Origin of the sequence: Paenibacillus sp. LK1 (assembly GCF_002750415.1) — a bacterium.
Taxonomy (GTDB): Bacteria; Bacillota; Bacilli; order Paenibacillales; family Paenibacillaceae; genus Paenibacillus; species Paenibacillus taichungensis.
On sequence record NZ_PEII01000007.1, the window covers coordinates 158,604 to 176,113 of the forward strand.

The 17,510-nt window shown below is 49.5% G+C and carries 10 protein-coding genes; all 10 read left to right on the plus strand.

Annotated features, from left to right (window positions below):
• Positions 1–194 precede the first annotated feature (194 nt).
• The 10 genes from CS562_RS17020 (at position 195) to CS562_RS17065 (ending at position 17,404) form a co-directional block, all read left to right on the plus strand.
• Entirely contained in the window at positions 195–3,584 is a 3,390-nt protein-coding gene (locus CS562_RS17020; RefSeq protein ID WP_099857409.1) for a tubulin-like doman-containing protein, read from the plus strand.
• A 1-nt stretch (position 3,585) separates the two neighbouring features.
• Complete coding sequence (locus CS562_RS17025; RefSeq protein WP_099857411.1) at positions 3,586–6,117, plus strand: transcription initiation factor TFIID; 2,532 nt, start codon at positions 3,586–3,588, stop codon at positions 6,115–6,117.
• A gap of 226 nt (positions 6,118–6,343) precedes the next feature.
• Positions 6,344–7,627 carry a vWA domain-containing protein gene (locus CS562_RS17030; RefSeq protein WP_099857413.1) on the plus strand — a complete coding sequence of 428 codons (1,284 nt, stop codon included), beginning with the start codon at positions 6,344–6,346 and terminating at the stop codon, positions 7,625–7,627.
• A 20-nt stretch (positions 7,628–7,647) separates the two neighbouring features.
• Complete coding sequence (locus CS562_RS17035) at positions 7,648–8,295, plus strand: beta-mannanase (protein WP_099857415.1); 648 nt, start codon at positions 7,648–7,650, stop codon at positions 8,293–8,295.
• 44 nt (positions 8,296–8,339) lie between these two features.
• Positions 8,340–9,599, plus strand: a complete 1,260-nt coding sequence (locus CS562_RS17040) for a TRAFAC clade GTPase domain-containing protein (protein ID WP_024632789.1) — start codon at positions 8,340–8,342, stop codon at positions 9,597–9,599.
• Positions 9,596–12,769, plus strand: a complete 3,174-nt coding sequence (locus tag CS562_RS17045) for a GAP1-N2 domain-containing protein (protein ID WP_099857417.1) — start codon at positions 9,596–9,598, stop codon at positions 12,767–12,769. The genes CS562_RS17040 and CS562_RS17045 overlap by 4 nt, the downstream gene beginning before the upstream one ends.
• A gap of 439 nt (positions 12,770–13,208) precedes the next feature.
• Complete coding sequence (locus CS562_RS17050; RefSeq protein WP_063566910.1) at positions 13,209–14,096, plus strand: ABC transporter ATP-binding protein; 888 nt, start codon at positions 13,209–13,211, stop codon at positions 14,094–14,096.
• A gap of 90 nt (positions 14,097–14,186) precedes the next feature.
• A complete protein-coding gene (locus CS562_RS17055) occupies positions 14,187–14,999 on the plus strand; it encodes a ferric iron reductase (protein ID WP_099857419.1) in 813 nt (270 codons plus the stop codon).
• Positions 15,000–15,185: 186 nt separating this feature from the next.
• Positions 15,186–15,668, plus strand: coding sequence for a glutathione peroxidase (locus CS562_RS17060; RefSeq protein ID WP_076287522.1), 483 nt, complete (start codon positions 15,186–15,188; stop codon positions 15,666–15,668).
• 374 nt (positions 15,669–16,042) lie between these two features.
• Positions 16,043–17,404, plus strand: a complete 1,362-nt coding sequence (locus tag CS562_RS17065) for an FAD-dependent oxidoreductase (RefSeq protein WP_099857421.1) — start codon at positions 16,043–16,045, stop codon at positions 17,402–17,404.
• Positions 17,405–17,510: the final 106 nt, after the last annotated feature.

The window sequence follows — 17,510 nt, forward strand, 5'->3', positions numbered from 1 at the left end:
GAAGCGGAGCTAAAAGCTTTCTGAAAGAAAGCTGCTTCGTAAGCATATGCTGCGCCTTTATCCCCAGATTTTCACCTTTGTAAAATAAATCAAAAAATCAGGGGATAACAGCGATCGGAAGGTTGTTCTGTCATCGGAGTAGCAAGTGTAATTATGTTGTAGTTCCGACTGCGTTAATCTAAGGAGGACAACGAATGAAACCGATTGTTAGAGAACATATTCAGCAACTGGATGTATCGCTTGGCGGAGGGATTGTCAGTGAGAAAATCAGAGTCGATACGATTGATAACCCGATTCTGATTATCGGTCTTGGAGGAACAGGTATTGATGCGCTGTTGCGTCTTAAATACCAGATTAACCGACGTTTCAAGTTGCCACAGGACCCTGTATCCAAGAAAAAAATGGACAAACCGTCCAACGTGGAGTTTCTTGCTTTTGAAACCAACGAACAGGATCGCGCCAAAAAGTATAAAGGCATCGGACTCGATCCAATTAATGAATTCGTATTGCTGTCCAATGCCGAGATTGGTGGATTGCTTCAGAACCGCAGCGTATTGGAGCCGTATATTACGGACTGGCTGTCTCCGGAGCTGAGCATCACCGATGGCATGAACGGCGCTGCAGGGGTGCGCCAGGCTGGACGACTGCTGCTTTTCACGAAGATTAACCAGGTCGTGCAGGCGATCGACAAAAAGATCAAAACATTATCTGTAGGCACCAACAAGAAACTGATGGTGTTCCTGCTGACAGGTCTTTCCGGCGGTACGGGAAGTGGTTGCTTCCTCGATATTTCCTATATTGTGCGCGGGATTATCGAACGCGATCACGGCTCTGCCGGGATTGACCGTGTGAACACGCTTGGATATCTGTTCACCCCAGACGTGAACCTGTCCAATAAAAGCTTGAGTGAGCACACTCGTGAGTACATCCGCAAGAATGGATACGCTGCGCTCAAGGAACTGGATTATTGGATGAACGTGGATAGCCGGGGGGAGCGTTTCTCTCAGAAATACGGCAACATTCTGACGGTGAATTCACCGCTGCCACCGTTCAACTTGTGTCATCTGATTTCCGCAACCAACACGGAAGGCAAACTGCTGGAGAACGCCTATGATTACTGCATGAACGTCACCGCCGAGAACATCACTAACTTTATGGCGAGTGAGGAAAAGCAATCCGGCGAGGAGTTTGCCATCCACGATTATATTAGCAACATTCGCACGAACATTGCACAGATGAACAAAGCCTATCCGGCCAACTATGATTACAACATTATCGGTGCATCCTCAGCGGTACTACCGATTGAAGAAATGACGACTTATCTGGCTTACCGCATGTTCGACAAAATGAACACCATGTTCTCCAAAGCACCGAACCAGGAGGATACCGAGAAGTTTGCCCGCAAGCTGGGCATTGATCTCGAAAGTGTGGTCAAGTCCTTTGAAGCCCGTGTGCCGGAGCCGCTGCCAGGTTATCAGAACAGTGAGCGTCTCTCCTATGGCAATGTGGTGAAATCACAGGTCGTGAACATGGACACCGAACTGGAGCAGAACTTCCTGGCTCGTGCCCGTGAAGAATATATCAAGGCGAAGAAGCAACTGCCGGGAGAAATTGCGGGTCAGTTCACCGAACAGATCCGGCGTATGTTTTTGCATCCTGAACAGGGTCCATTCTATGTCTCCCGTCTGATCTACACGGAAAAAGGCTTCTGTGTGCTGAAGATGATTCAGTCATACATTGAAACCCTGCGTGAAAATGCCTTCCGCATTCCGCGTGACATTGAGGCCGCTCAGGAGCAGTCCGAAGAGAAGCTGGGCGATGCGAAGAGTGCGTTTGTCTCCAAAGAGAAGAAGAAGAATGCTTATATTGAAGCAAAAATTCATGAGTACTGGCTGCACGCCGATGTGGAACGCAATGATCAGATGATCGAATTCTACGAGGACCTGTACGAATTGCTGAACCAGGAGAACAGCCGCATTTATAACGTATTTACTGAAACGCTGAACGCACTTAGCTCGATCTTCTCCAAAAACGGGGATATCCTGACACGCGGCGAAGAACAGTCCGATCACAAAGGCAACAAAACGTATTACTGGAACGTTGTAAGTGTGCCGGATATCGTCAGTGTGGTGGATGGACTGCTGGACAAGCGCGATACGGATGATCTGATCCGTGATTTCTCGCGTGAATTGCTGGAGAACTCCAGCCAGTGGGTGAAAGAAAACGAGATCGATATCGTCAGCTCCATCTCTGATTTCCTGACCGAGAAGTTCGGAGATCTGATTACCCGCTCGATGGAGGACTTCCTGGTTATCAAATATGGACAGGACGAGTCGGTCGAGAAATTCGTGGAACGCTTCATTGCAGGCAAACTGGATGATGAGGCAGTTCCGGTGTTCAATCTGAGCAACAGCACAGGCAGTCTGCATTTCCCATCCTGGGGATTCGTATCGGTGCCGGCACAGGCGCCGGGCATTCTGAGAGGGATTCGCAATTATCAGAATAATGCGGTGGGCAAATCTCATTTTACCGTTAAGGAAAGTGAAGTGCGCAACCGGATCTTCTGGCTGAACACTCGCAACGGGGTACCATTGTTTGTGTACACACCACTCAAAGTATATGAGGAAAGTTATGAACGTACCATTTTGGACAAAGAAGGTATCGGACGCCATCTGGTGCAAACCGAAAAGAATAACTGGACCTATCTGCCGTCGCCAATTCCAGAAAAGTCATGGGGAGATGTGTACGAGAACGCCCGGGTGAAGCAGTACAATGCCCGTGTACGTACCGAATTCGAGCAGGCGCTTGGATACAACATTGTGACAGCCAAATCCATTGATGAGAATACAAGCAACCGCTATGCAATTGTGACAACGGAACCGTTTGACCTGTCTGCGAAGCTGGGTGCCTACGACATGCGCCTGACGTCCACCACCCCGAACCTGGGTGAAGTGAAGCGGGCAGTCATGGAATTGAAACGCCTGCAATCCGAAGGATTGCCACGGGTGTCGGTGAAGGACATTTTCGGAAGTGTTAATGAAGATATGGCCAAAGAAAACCTTGTGCGTTCCCCGCAGCTGATCGCGCGGGTACGTGAAGAACTGGCGAAGATGAACGCCATCTCGGCCAAAGTCGCCGAGCTGGAAGGCATTCTCGCCCAGCATCAGGACGAGGAGCAGTGGTATGACCGCTTCATCGAAGCACTATACACCGATACCATCGTGAAGAAAGGCGCGCTGTACGTCTATGATCGTGATCCGGAAGAAGACGCGTGGGAGCCGTTTGCGAACCTGATGAAGAGCCGCAACTTTGCCGAATATGAAGTGTTTGGCAACTTCCGTGGATTGGCAGAGAAGGATCGCAGCACATTGCTGCGCAAAGCGTCCCGCCGCGATAACGACCTGACCGCTTCCGAAGATATCACGCCACTGCTTACGAAATTGGATGATCTGGCTGCATTGTTCATGGAGTCCCGTGATCGTCTGGAATACGAGCGAGTGGAACTGGCGAACGGGGAAGATATCTACCAGTTCTACAGAACGATGTCATCGAAACTGAATGACATTCGCAGAAGGCTGAAGTAAGATGGCGGCCGGGATGGAGTTCAGCTCGAACAATGCTCTGAAACGCAATCTGGAGAAGTATGCAGCACAGTATGCAACTGAGCAGGAGCGTCAAGGCAGCCTGGGTGATGGTCGCAGCAGCATCCATTACCCCGCGTTGTTCCTGTTTGTGGGTGACCAGGTCGCTCCGGCAGTGTCTGCTGTCCAGGAAATCAACCGGCTGAAGTGGGATAACGGAGAAGGTGTAGTCTATGTACAGATTGGAACGGAAAATCAGGAGCATGCCCAACATCGTGACCATGACCCCGCACAAACGAAGCATGACCATTACAGTGCGGGTGCTCATTCAGGATATGCGCGTGTTAACGGCTTAAGTGATGCAAGGAATGGCAGCACTTCGGATGATGGTCAGGTGACACGTCACGTGCTTCCCTTGTCCACCATACAGACAGATCGACCTTCCAAAACGCTTCGCAAGGATGTGCATCGCAGTTTTCACGATTCAGATCAGGCACTCTTTGGTCTGAATCGTACCTTGCGGCGGGTGAGTAATCGTATTGCCGAATATGGACGCCTATATTCATCGTTCGATCGAATCTACGTGACCGTTGTGACCAGAGCAGATGATCCATTGAATGTATTGTTGCCGGAGCTTACCAAGCTAACTGAGACGATACTGGCTCAATCCTTCAAGTCGGTACAGACCGATTTGCATGTGCTGGTCAGCGAGATGGAGCAGGTCGATTCCTTTGGATATGCAAGCGCGGCGGGACTCGCTTTTCTGCGGGAACTGGATTACATGCAGGGGCTGGACTATACGTTCAGTGGCAATCTGCTGGTTACGGAGGACGGTATCTCCATTCCGGTTGTACATCCCGCTTCTCCGCTATTCGATCTCGTATATATTTTGTCAGACAAAAACGAGCGGGGAACTGGCGTACCTGGCGGGTGGATCGAAAATGCTGAGATCATCTGCCGAATCTGCCTGCTCAAGAACCGGAAGCAGGATGGAGATAACTCTGGTTCAGTGACAAGCACAGGGGCCAACACGTATAACAATACATCGTTCAAAAATAACATTCGTACGACCTCGGATCAGCATGGTTATGCCAGTGCAGGTTTTGCCGAGATTAGACGGCCGAACAAACCTATTGCACTCGCGGTGTTGTATCATCTGTATCGTTATTTGCTTGAGCGGATGCAGCAAGAACCTGAGTGGAGCATCAAGGACAAGCTCGCCTTTTTCGGACTGGATGGGGCTTCGGTAGAGCGCAAAGTGGAAGGGATTCTTACCGATGAGGATCTGGTGAGCGGCATGAGCGGCATTATGACGCATAACGTCAGCTTCTCCGATCTGAAGCCGCTCTCGCTGCGTGAAGCGGAGAGAGCACTGTTTGGGCAAGGCGCAGAGGCGTATTTCCGTGATAACGTGGTCCGTCTTGCCGAGGAACGAGTACGTCAGCGCAGCACAGAAGACTCCCTTCGTCGTAAAGCTGAGCAATCACGTACGGAGCATCCTGAGGTTGGCTATTTTCAGTGGGCCGCCTGGAGTGACAATGGGTTCGGCAGCGTGCGTGAGGCTTTGCTTGGACTGATTCGTGATAAATCGGTGCAGCTTGAATCTGTACGTGCCTTGCTTGAGCAGCGTCAGCAGGAGCGGGTAGAGGATCAATCGTTCAAACGGGCCTTGTTCCGTGACAAACAGAACGTGCGCAACTTAATCGATTGTTTGCTGGAGCGCGTGTATGTGCCCAAAGTTGAATTGCTGCGCCTGGAGAATGAATTGCAGCTGCTTCGTGTCTATGACACAGAGATGGAACAGCTGCATACGTTCAGCCGCAGCGTGACGGATACTCTGGCAACGCTGGAGCGTGTTTTGCGTGAGACAGCGGTAGAGAGCATAGCGGCTGCAGATGAATATATCGGTCAGAACGTAATGGAGTACTATGGCAAAGTGACGGAAGTGTTAATCGCAGATTTGGAAGCGAAGCGTGGACGGGATGTCTGGTTCGAGGACCGCTATATGGGGGACATGAACCGGCTTGCCACAGAAGGAAACGAGCGACTCCTTCAACGCCTGATGGAGGTATGTCATGTGATGCTGCTTACAGCAGAACCGCTCCGGGTACCTTTCGAAGAAGAATTGCTGTTACGGGCGAATGTTACCATTACGTATGGCGACAAAAATGTACTGACCCGTGATGATCTGTTCCGCCGATTGTATCGCACACTGGAGGAACAGGCAGTCGTTCGGGTAAGAGTATTCGACTATACGCAGGAACATCGTTATGAAGAAAAATATTTCTTTGGTGATCATCATAGTGCCTTCATGGACTATGCGGCGCATGCCGAAGAAACGTCACGGATCTATAAGCTGGGTGTGGTATACGAAGAACGGAGCAGTGGTGTGGAGAAGCTGAATCTGATGGGAGGCTTCCATCTGGAAGACCTGATGGTGTATCGCAATGGTCGGGTGTATTACGATTCGTATACGGAGAATGGTTACGAGCTCCATCCCTCCGATCTGGCCGAGAAGCTGTCACCCATGCGTTAAAACATAAGGCTGTATCTTATATGGACGGAAGGGAGGTACAGATGGATGACGGAACCAGGGGCCTGAAGCCGGGCAAAGTGCATCTTATTGGCTCGCTGTATCCGGGAGTGGCTTGACGTCGTCGATCTGTTTTCCGTTCATGAACATAAAATTTCTTGTTTTTCTTCATCCGGTTTCGTATTAATTCAGCCGTTCATCGGCTGGTTTGGAAAGGATGCATGCAAACATGCAGCGAAAAATTAATCTTCTCCTGGTCCTGTTCAGCCTAATTGGCGGAGCTGTGGGCTTTGCGGCTGGAGAAATCATGCTGCGTCAATGGCTCGGGGAAATGCCCCGTCTATTGCTGATGGGACTATACTTTGGCGTGTTGGCGCTTAGCGTCGGATTATTCTGTTTACTCGCAGAGATGATCTCGCCAAAGCTGAACGGAGCTTCCTGGAAGCTGCGATATCTGGGACTATCTTGGAAACTGCTTGTTCCAGCAACGCTGGCGCTGTTGTTTGTCGTCGGACTTGCCCTGCAATTGCTGTATCAGATTAACCCAGGCGGTGTGAAGCAAGTCAAGGATATCGTGCTGATGATCGATAACTCAGGCAGTATGAGTGAGACAGACCCGGATAACGGTCGCTTTGAAGCGGCCAAAACACTGATCAGCCAAATGGAAAGCGATAAACAGGTGGCTGTGATTACCTTTGATGATCAACCCGAGCTGCTTCAGTCGTTCACCCCGTTGGACAGCGAAGCTGCCAAAAAAGAGGTGTACAGCAAAATAGACAGCATCGTGACGACCTCGGGCGGGACTAATTTCGATGCAGTACTGCGGGAAGCGATGGAGCAGATTAAGGGCAAACAGGACCCGAAACGCGGAACGGTAGCAATCCTGTTATCCGATGGATTCAGTGATGCAGACACATCCGGCATTTTGTCTGAGTATGCGAATGAACAGATTGCCGTTAATACGGTAGGTCTGAGTCTGGTGGACCCTTCCGGAACCGACTTGCTTCGTCATATCGCACAGCAAACGGGCGGTATGTACTATGATGTACCGGATTCCGGGGGACTGAATCTGGCATTCCAGCAAATTTACGATACGATTGATGAACGAACGCTGGTGACCGAACGTACAGGCATGATGGAGCACAGTACGTATCTGGCTATTTTCCGAGTGGCTGCCTTACTGTTGATTGGTGTCGCACTGGGCGTGTCGCTCGGACTTGTATTCGATAACCGTCATCTCGCACTCAGTTTCGGAATTGGTGGGGCCGTGTCTGGTTTATTGGCAGGACTTCTGCTCGAATGGGGCCTGGACGGATCAACGGTTGGCGATACATTTGTAAGATTCGGAGCGATGCTCATCTTATCTGGTGTGTTAACCCTGTTCAGCTGGATCATTCCGATCAAGGAAAATACACCGCGGAAGACGCGTGGACGCCGCGATGCTGGTGGAGGAACCAATTCGGTGGAAGGATTCGGTCAGCGGGCAAGAGATTCGCGCAGCAAAGGATTTTAACGTCTGGAGGTAGGCGATAGATGCGTTTTACGGATGCAGACCCTTCAGCGCCCCTGATTCGCAGACTGACACTTGCAGTGGATGAGAGCCAGTGTACACTTCGCTGGCTCTGGCCAGAGAGCGTGGAAGCTGTATATGTTGAACGGCTGGAGCTCGATATGATGGGTGATGATCGTACCGGGGAGCAGGCTGCACAGGGCAAGCTGAAGTTATACACAAAAGAAGAATATAAGGCGAGCAATGGATATATGGATCGAATCACGGGTTTTGGTGCCATCCGTTATACAGTGTATGTGTGTCAGATGGAGGAGGAAGGGCCAGTTCTGGTGCGTCAGCGTGATGGAGACAACACGGTAGTTGCCAGTGCAGGCAAGGCGGATATTCACTTTTCGATCCGATACAAGAGCGGTTTTTTTCAGAAACGAAAAAGTGTATTGATGACCGTTACAACGGAAGCACCTGTTCCGAAGGAGGCGCTCTGTTATGTTCGCAAGCAAGGCGGAGTTCCGTTGAATAAGGAAGATGGCACGGTGTACCCTTTTGTGAGTGATTTTGCTCCCGGGAGAAATGAAATGCCACCCGTCGAGGTAGCCAAGGACGATTACGTGAGGCTATTCTTCACGGACGGACCAAAGTATGGAGCCGCCTTTAGGCTTATATCAGACTAGATGGTTAGGCTTATAGTCTAACTGATCAGGGGAGGGGAGTGGCTATGAGCTTTTTTAGTCGGTTTTTGAAGAGACAGCAGCCGGAAGAGCGGCCGTTGTTTTACGATATCGTATGTCCGTATTGTTTCAGCAAGTTTTCACCGGAGGAGGTTGTGTTCCGGGCTGCGCATCATCGCGACGACGATGAGGACTACGCACTTGGGGAAGATGCGAAGCTCAATCGATATCGCGAACGGTTTGGACTGGATACAGTGTTTGATATGGAGGCCGTGCTGGCTCCGCATGATGTACCTGAGGAACATCGCATTTATTCGGATAACATTGTGATGGGATTGAACGATCGTTACGGTGTGGTTACACGGCGTCGGCTGTGCCCACAGTGCCATAACGAGCTGCCTGTCACAGCAGGCAAAGCACCAAGCAATATCATTTCCATTATCGGGGCATCCCAGGTGGGTAAATCCGTCTACATGACTTCATTGATTCATACATTGCAGCATTACACAGCCGATCATTTTGATGCGGCCTGCATGCCGCTGAACGCGGAGATTAGCCGCCGATTCCGAGCCGATTATGAAGAACCGCTATTCGAGCGGGGCGATTTGCTGGATTCAACGCAGAAGGAGAAACTGCAGGAGCCGTTTATTTTCCAATTTGTTTTCAAGGATGAAGATAAAGCTCCGCTGACACTGGTGTTCTTTGACGTCGCTGGTGAAGGTATGGTGGAGCAGGACTATCTGGGACTTCACGGGCAGCATATCAAGAACTCCGCAGGTATTCTGTTCATGGTGGACCCGCTTCAGATTCGTTCCATTCGGGACAAAATCCGCATCAACCTCGGCAACGAGCCAGGCGAGTGGACGCCAAGATACGATGAGCCGCGTGATGTGGTGTTAACGATGTTCGGTGACTTTATCGCGTACCAGGACAAAGCCAAGACGAATATTCCGACAGCTGTTGTACTCACGAAAAGTGACATGCTTCATTCCCTCAAGGACGAAGAGGGCGATTATATCAAATCCAACAGTAATGTGTTCCGCAACATGGTGCATCGCGATTGGTTTGACCTGACCGAATTCGAGAATATCGACGGGGAGATCCGGCGGTTTATCGAGAAGGTGGACCGTCCGTTTAAAGGCACGATGGATGTGTACTTTAAGGATACAGCTTACTTTGCGGTGTCTGCGCTGGGAAGCAATCCGGTGGATATGAAGCTGCAAGGCGTGGTTAGCCCAATCCGTGTCGATGAGCCATTCCTCTGGCTGTTGTACAAGCTGAAGTACATTGAGGGGAGAGTGGGATGATGCGTTCTTCCGTAACCCCGCCAATTGAACAACAGCTGTATACTCGAGAGCGGCGCGGGGTGTTCCGCACAACGGAGGGGTTCGATACGGTTGCCGCATCGCCGGGACTGGACCCTTCTTTTATCAAAAAAGTGCTTCATCCCTACTGCGTCTATGACGCTCCAGCGGAGCTGACTGGGCGGAGTGAGAAGGATGAGACGAAATTCCCGCCGTCCATTCATCTGCTGCATCTGGAGAGCGGTGAGACGATTCTTGGGCAAAATGTGTACCAGTCCGCTGATTTCACCGGGCTGCGCAGCGCCTTTTTCGCTCATAACTATGTCTTGTCTCCTGAACGCTCGGAAGAGCAGATGAAGCAAGGCGGCTGGCTGGATGCTGTGTTCGCCACGTCCTATGACATCGAACAAGGCACAGTACTGCCTGCGCTTACTGAATTGCCACGTGCAGCTGGTGTTGGACAAAGCTCCCCAAGCCAGATTCTTAGTGCTCTGAAAATGGACGAGGTGGTATTCAAGCGCTTGCTCTACGCCGTAATGCAGTCTGTAGCGACACGCAGAAAAGTATACATTGCGCTGGACCTTCCCGCAGAGGAAGTCACCGCAGGGGCCAAAGGATTGCTACGTTTGCTGTACACGGCTTTACCATACGCATTCCGGCGGCAGTTGGGATTCATGACGTTTGCCAAGGAGCCGCAGGCCAAGAAAGGCATTCACTTTCAGTTTGTAGAGCGGGGTACGTTGCGTCCGAAAGATCGGAATACGGAGAAGGATTTCACCTTTGATCTGGTATCGGGCAGAGTTACCCATGCAGATGCATCTGTGGCGAAGCTTCCATATGCGGAATTCGCTGGGTCATTGCTGTACGAACCTGGGGCAGCCGATTCATTTTATGCTTTTGCGGATGAGATGCTAACTGGAATGGAACCTGGACGGGAGCTCTCCATTGAAGCATACGGGGAACTTTCTATGTTCTATCGTCTGGAGCAGGGGATGGAAGAGTTGTACCTGGATAACAAAAGCGATGTCCTAAGTGGATTGCTCACCTACTTGAAACCGGAAGGCGGAGCGCATCAACGTTCACGCTTGAATGAGTTGTTCCTGACGTTGCTTAGTCGTGAGCTGGACAGCGTCAAACGGGAGAATGTACCTGATGAATCAGTTGCAGCACGCATCGGGGAGTATTTTCAGGTCGCTGCGCCAGTCGTACAGTCCCGAATTGTGGATTATTTCATCTATGGCATTAATAACGCCCGTTCGCAGAAACGTATGCGTGCCGTGCAGGAACTGTACGGCTTGCTGGATCGGGACAGCCTGTTAAGCCGTGCTTTCTTCGACAAAGTGCTCGCGAACGAATCACTGACCAAACTGTTGTTCGAGCCCTATCTGGATAATCAGCTGAAACGCACAGAATCAGCTACCGATGTTGTGGAAGTGATCCAGAGATGGATTACATCTCACCCGTCTGCCATCCACAATAGTTTCTTGCTGGAACGGACTGCTACCGAGTTGCGTGAACGTTTGTGTTCTGCACCCAACCCTGTTCAGTCTGCTAATGAGGCACTTAAGCGGGTTAGTGTATTGGATCGTTTACCAGTTGCAGGCTCCCTAGACACGGGTATTACCGCCCGAATTGGGCAGTCTGGAGCTTCAGTTCGCCCTAACCGGAAAGGTGGACCTGGGTCCGCTGTCCAACCACCAGCGTATCAGGAGGATTTAACCCGGCTCGCAGATAAGCTGGCTTACGTTATTAACTTGTTTATGATCCAGGATCTCGATCTGGAGCGGGTTAACCGTGAACAGCTGTTAAGCATTGATATTTTGTTGCACGGAAACGAGGTTCGGGACTGGGCTGCTCGCCAAGGCTCAGATGTATCTGCGCGTACAAACATGATGCTGGCAGCGAGAGCATGGCTTAGCGGTGAAGGGCGTGAGGAAGAGGAACTGGAATCCCTCTCTTTGGCCGAACGTAATGAGCTCCAGCGCTGGACGCGTCGCTGGCTTGCCGGAGAGCTTCGCGAGCGCCCGGATACGGCTTCATTTGAAGCACTGCCACTGGCTTTCTATCGCGGTGGTAGCGGCAGCAACAGACTCGATTATCCAGGCCTGATTGAATTTATCTACAGTAGTTCAGGACGTACAGAAGTGTTGTATCAATTTATGGAGTGGTCGGGGAATCAACGTTTGTTTATTCGCGGCTCCAACGCACATAAGGGATACTCGGATGCAATCGTGGCTTATTTCAAGTCCCATGATCGCGAAGCTTTCAAGTCAAAGTCAGCTTTCAAACCCTATTATGCCAGAGCAAGCAAGACGATGAAGCCGGCCTACGACCGCGCCAAAACAGAGTTGGCTTCCCCACTGGTGCGCATGCTGACAGGTAAAAGGAAGAACCTTTTTCTAGGATCGGTCATTGTCATCCTGATTCTTGGTATAGCTGGAGGCACGTACGCTTTGATGAGCGATAAGGCGGGGACACCTGCGGCATCACCTCCACCAACACAGGAGCCCGTTGTTCCCGCTGAACCGGTGGTGGAGCTCGCTGAACAGATCGCCTACCTCGTTCCTGCATCCGAAGCGGACGACGGTTCAAAGACGCCTGCCCAGTTGATGATACGTTACAGAAACGAAACGGACAGCAATGCTTTGCAAACGGACACTCTCCAATGGAACTTGAAAGATGGTACTACACAGAAGCTCAATGCTGAGGGTGAATGGGAGAGTTTCAACCGAAATGAGGAGCCGGATGGCGAAGGTACAGCTGGTGACAGCTCAGAGGGTACGCCTGAAGGAAGCTCAGCAGGTTCTTCTACCGATAATGTGGACGATACTCAGCAGAGCGGAGAAGCCGAGCAGGGGGCAGATTCAGCCTCAACGGAGGGCAACACTTCAGACCCAGCAGCAGGGAGCACGACGGATGCAGGTACTGGCACCGCCTCTGACACTACGGATGAAGGCACAGGACAGGGAGATGCAGATGGCACGGCTTCAGATCCATCTCAGTCTACGGGAGCAGATTCATCTTCAGTGGAAAACCTGACTGTTGCCGAAGCAGATCGTCTGTATCCTTATGGGCACCAAGTGGCGCTTCCGGCCGATTTTGATCTGAAGGACATCGTGAGTGTCCAGAGTGGAACGACTGTGATCAACCTAGTCCCGGAACCGAAGCTCTAAGTGGCATTAATTGAATATGTTATTAATTCGAATACAGCCACCTCGAAGAATTTCGTAGGGGCTGTATTTTTGTTTTTGTTCAAGCGATGGAGAATGACAAATATAAAAATGAATCAATACAGGTCTATTTTTCACAATTCGGACACATTATTCAGATGTTGGGCAAGGATGAACATACGCAAAGCGATGAAATGCACGTACACGATGAGAAAAGCTCTCACATAAAGTGCGGACAATCTGACCGATTTCTAGTAAAACATTTCAAAAATAGCTCTTAATCGTCATGGAATTTGGTATTTACTGTTGACAAATGATAATGATTATCAGTATCTTTAGAGTATAAGATCTTGTTGCGCCGGAAATACGCTGAACTATAATTTCGTTTTCGTTGTCATAGCCGGAATTACATAACCGGGATAAATGAGAGAGGGATGATCGCATGTTTCGTCTGGAGACGTCCAAGTTGGATATCGCTTATGAGGAAAGACTGATTGTTGAAGATCTGAATATTCAAATTCCCCAAGGAAAAATTACAGCACTTGTTGGAGCCAATGGTTCAGGAAAGTCTACCATCCTGAAAACAATGGCACGGATCATGAATCCAAAAGCAGGTAGTGTATTGCTCGACGGGAAGTCCATCCATAAGCAGTCCACGCGTGAAGTAGCCAAGCAGCTTGCGATTTTGCCACAAAATCCAACAGCTCCTGAAGGACTTACTGTAACCGAACTTGTGTCCTACGGACGGTTCCCTTATCAAAAAGGTTTTGGTTCGATGCGTGCTGAAGACAAACGCATGATTGAATGGGCTATCGAAGTAACAGGCATGACGGAGTTCCATGATCGTCCAATCGATCAACTGTCCGGTGGACAGCGTCAACGTGCCTGGATTGCCATGGCTCTTGCACAAGAGACAGACATTCTGTTCCTGGACGAGCCAACAACGTTCCTGGATATGGCTCACCAACTTGAAGTACTGCAATTGCTGGAGCAACTGAATGCCACAGCAAACCGTACCATCGTTATGGTTGTGCATGACTTGAACCATGCTTCCCGTTATGCGCATCACATGATTGGTATTAAAAAAGGTAAAGCCATCGCTACAGGTTCACCTGTAGAGGTTATGAACTCCGATGTGCTGCGCGAAGTATTTAACATTGAAGCTGATATCGTGATTGATCCTCGTTCCGGTGTACCGCTCTGCTTGCCTTACGCCCTTGCGGGTGAACGTCAGCAATCAGCACCTCCAGAACAAGTGCTCATGAACAGTGCAATGGTTCATGCTGGAGGACGGACAGAGCAACGCGTTCGTCACGCGACAGGAAGTTAATGAAACGGGCCATATGTGGTCCTAAACTATAGAATGAAGCCGCTGTGCGTTATGCACGCGGCTCATTCGCATTCTAGGAGGTCTACAGGAATGGGAGCAATCAACTACACCTGGTTACAGCAATATGGACGAATAACAACCGGGACGATCGATGAATCGGTCTTTGGCATGCCTTTGACGGCATTGAAACATCCGAAGCAGGCCAAACTTATGCTGGAAGCTTATAATGAGCATCTTCGGGCCGATTCTCTTCGCTCAGCGGCAGTATATTTTATGCATTCGGTTCGTGGCCTGATGATTGGGGTTCACTACATGACGGCGTTATGTGACACCTATCTGGATCTGTCTCTGGAGAATACAGATATGAAGCTGGAGTTAAAGGATGGCCGTCCGGTGATTGGTTTTCAACTGAACAATGCAATCGAGCAATCACATCCAAATCTGATGGACGGATCTCAAGTCGTTCCATCCTCCTGGCGTAATGATGTATTAACCGCATATTACGGTGAGCAGCTGCGTCCACTGATTGAAAGCGTGGCTGTTGCTGGAGGAGCAAATCCAGGCCAGATGTGGGCACAACTCGCATCCATGCTGAGATGGTTCAAAACGACAGCGTTTCAGATGAACATCACGGAGACGGAACGTGAAGCGGTTATACAAGGGTATGAGCATGTAATCGCAATGTCTCCAGAGATTCTGGGGTTGAAGAAGAACCTGCTAACCTTCAAACCGGTGGAGATTGATAATCCGCATCAACCTGGAGAAACCATGCTGATGAAACCAGTCTGCTGCTTACACCATCAGGTGTATGGCGGTCAGAACTATTGCTACAGTTGTCCCAAACTGACAAAGGCAGAGCGGCAAGAGCGTTATGATGCTATTATGGCGGCGAAGTCAGGCTAAAAGGGAATATGTCCAAGTTGATGGATGAAGAGTACTTCTACCAATGAACTCGGTCAGGGTTTAATCACAGATTTGGTAATTAATCGCCTCAGGTCTATAATATAGAGACAGGCTGTGTGCCGCATGGTCATTGGGTACATATATACAGCAGCCCAACCTACATCATAATCATGGGAGGAATCAGTCATGTCCGTATATTCGTATCAGGCGGTAACGACCGCCAATCAGGAAGTTCCACTCGATCTGTATCAAGGCAAAGTGTTGGTGATTGCCAATACTGCTAGCAAGTGTGGACTGACTCCACAATACGGTGAATTGCAGAAGCTCTATGATCGCTATCGTGATCAAGGCTTGGTTGTACTGGGTTTCCCTTGTAACCAGTTTGGCGGCCAGGAGCCGGGTACCAGTGAGGAAGCAGAATCCTTCTGTCAAATCAACTATGGTGTTAATTTCCCGGTGTTTGCCAAGGTCGACGTAAATGGTGAAGATGCACATCCTTTGTTCAAGTATCTGCGTGAGCAGCAACCTGGTGTTGGCGAAGACAATAGCATCCAATGGAATTTCACCAAGTTCCTCGTGAATCGTGAAGGTGAAGTTGTAGGGCGTGTTGAACCAAAAGAATCCCCTGAAGCCATGACTGCAGAGATTGAAAAGCTGCTTGGCGTATAAAATGAATGAACGAAGAAGCCTGCCTCCAGATTGGAGGACAGGCTTTTTTTGATACAATTTTTAGTACGAAACATCCTCTCCATATACGTGTCTCCGCGGTAGTTACTACGCTTATTTTGAGCATAAACCAGCCATAAGCAGGGAAAACTGAAGTCAATGAAGATGAGTCGATGACTCGCCTGATCGTAAAGAAAACCACATCCGACGAATTTATTTTGATTAACCTATTGCAATGTGAAAAATATCACATTATAATAAGTGTACAAAGTGAAATAAATCACATAAGCGCTGTTCGTTTAGAAGTGAAATATTTCACAACCACAATGACGTTATATTCAATTTTTTATTTATATACTCCAAGGGGGAACCTTATCATGAAAATCGCAGTTATCGGATGTACACACGCAGGAACCGCAGCCATCGTTAACACCGCCAAATTGTATCCGGATGCTACCATTACAGTGTATGAGCGCAATGACAACATCTCCTTCTTATCATGTGGCATTGCGCTTTATGTAGGTGGCGTGGTGAAAGATCCAGACGGACTGTTCTATTCTTCGCCAAACCAACTGGCCGAGCTCGGTGTCGTTACCAAAATGCTTCATGAAGTGACGTCAGTAGATGCTGCTGGTCACAAACTTCAGGCTAAAAACTTGAAAACAGGGGAAGAATTCGAAGATACCTTCGACAAGCTGATTGTGACCACGGGTTCATGGCCTGTCGTACCGAAGCTGGAAGGCATCGAGATGGACAACATTTTACTTTGCAAAAACTACAACCATTCCAACACGATTATTGAGAAAGCCAAACATGCCAAACGTATTACCGTGGTAGGAGCAGGTTATATCGGCATTGAACTGGTAGAGGCTTTCCAAATGAACGGCAAGGAAGTTACACTGATCGATAGCGTGGATCGAATTTTGAATAAATATCTCGACCCCGAGTTCACGGATGCCATTGAAGAAACGTTGACTGGACACGGCATCAAGCTGGCACTGGGCCAAACGGTTCAGAAGTTTACCGGAGAGAATGGCAAAGTGAACAAGGTCATTACATCCAAAGGAGAGTTCGAAACAGACCTCGTTATTCTGTGCATTGGTTTCCGTCCGAATACGGAGCTGCTCAAAGGCCAAGTGGATATGCTGCCAAACGGCGCAATCATCGTGGATAAATATATGCAAACCAGCCAAAAAGACGTCTTCGCTGCTGGAGACAGCTCTGCAATTCATTACAATCCAACCGGCAAGGATGCGTACATTCCACTGGCAACCAACGCGGTGCGGATGGGTACACTCGTAGCACGGAACCTGGTTCGTCCTACGACACGGTACATGGGTACACAAGGCACATCAGGTATTAAAATTTATGAGCAAAATATTGCAGGTACAGGTCTGACGGAAGCATCTGCTGCGGATGAGGGTTTGGTGGTTGAAGCTGTAACGCTTGAAGATGCTTACCGTCCAGAGTTCATGCCAACAGCAGAGAAGCTGCTGCTCAAAGTAATCTATGAACAGGCTACGCGCCGCATTGTTGGTGCGCAGGTCATGTCACAAGCTGATCTGACACAGTCGATCAATACGATCTCTGTCTGCATCCAGAACAACATGACGGTAGATGAGCTGGCCTTCATCGACTTCTTCTTCCAACCACATTACAACAAACCATGGAACTTCCTGAACTCGGCTGGTCTTCAGGCGTTGCCTCCAGTAGAAGTAAAAACACCAGCGATGGTCTAACCATAAATATCTGAGAACTGCCGCATTCATTATGCGGCAGTTCTTTTTTGTTTTTTAAAATAATCGGAGGTAGTTAGGGCTGGGAAATGGTGCTATATTATCAACT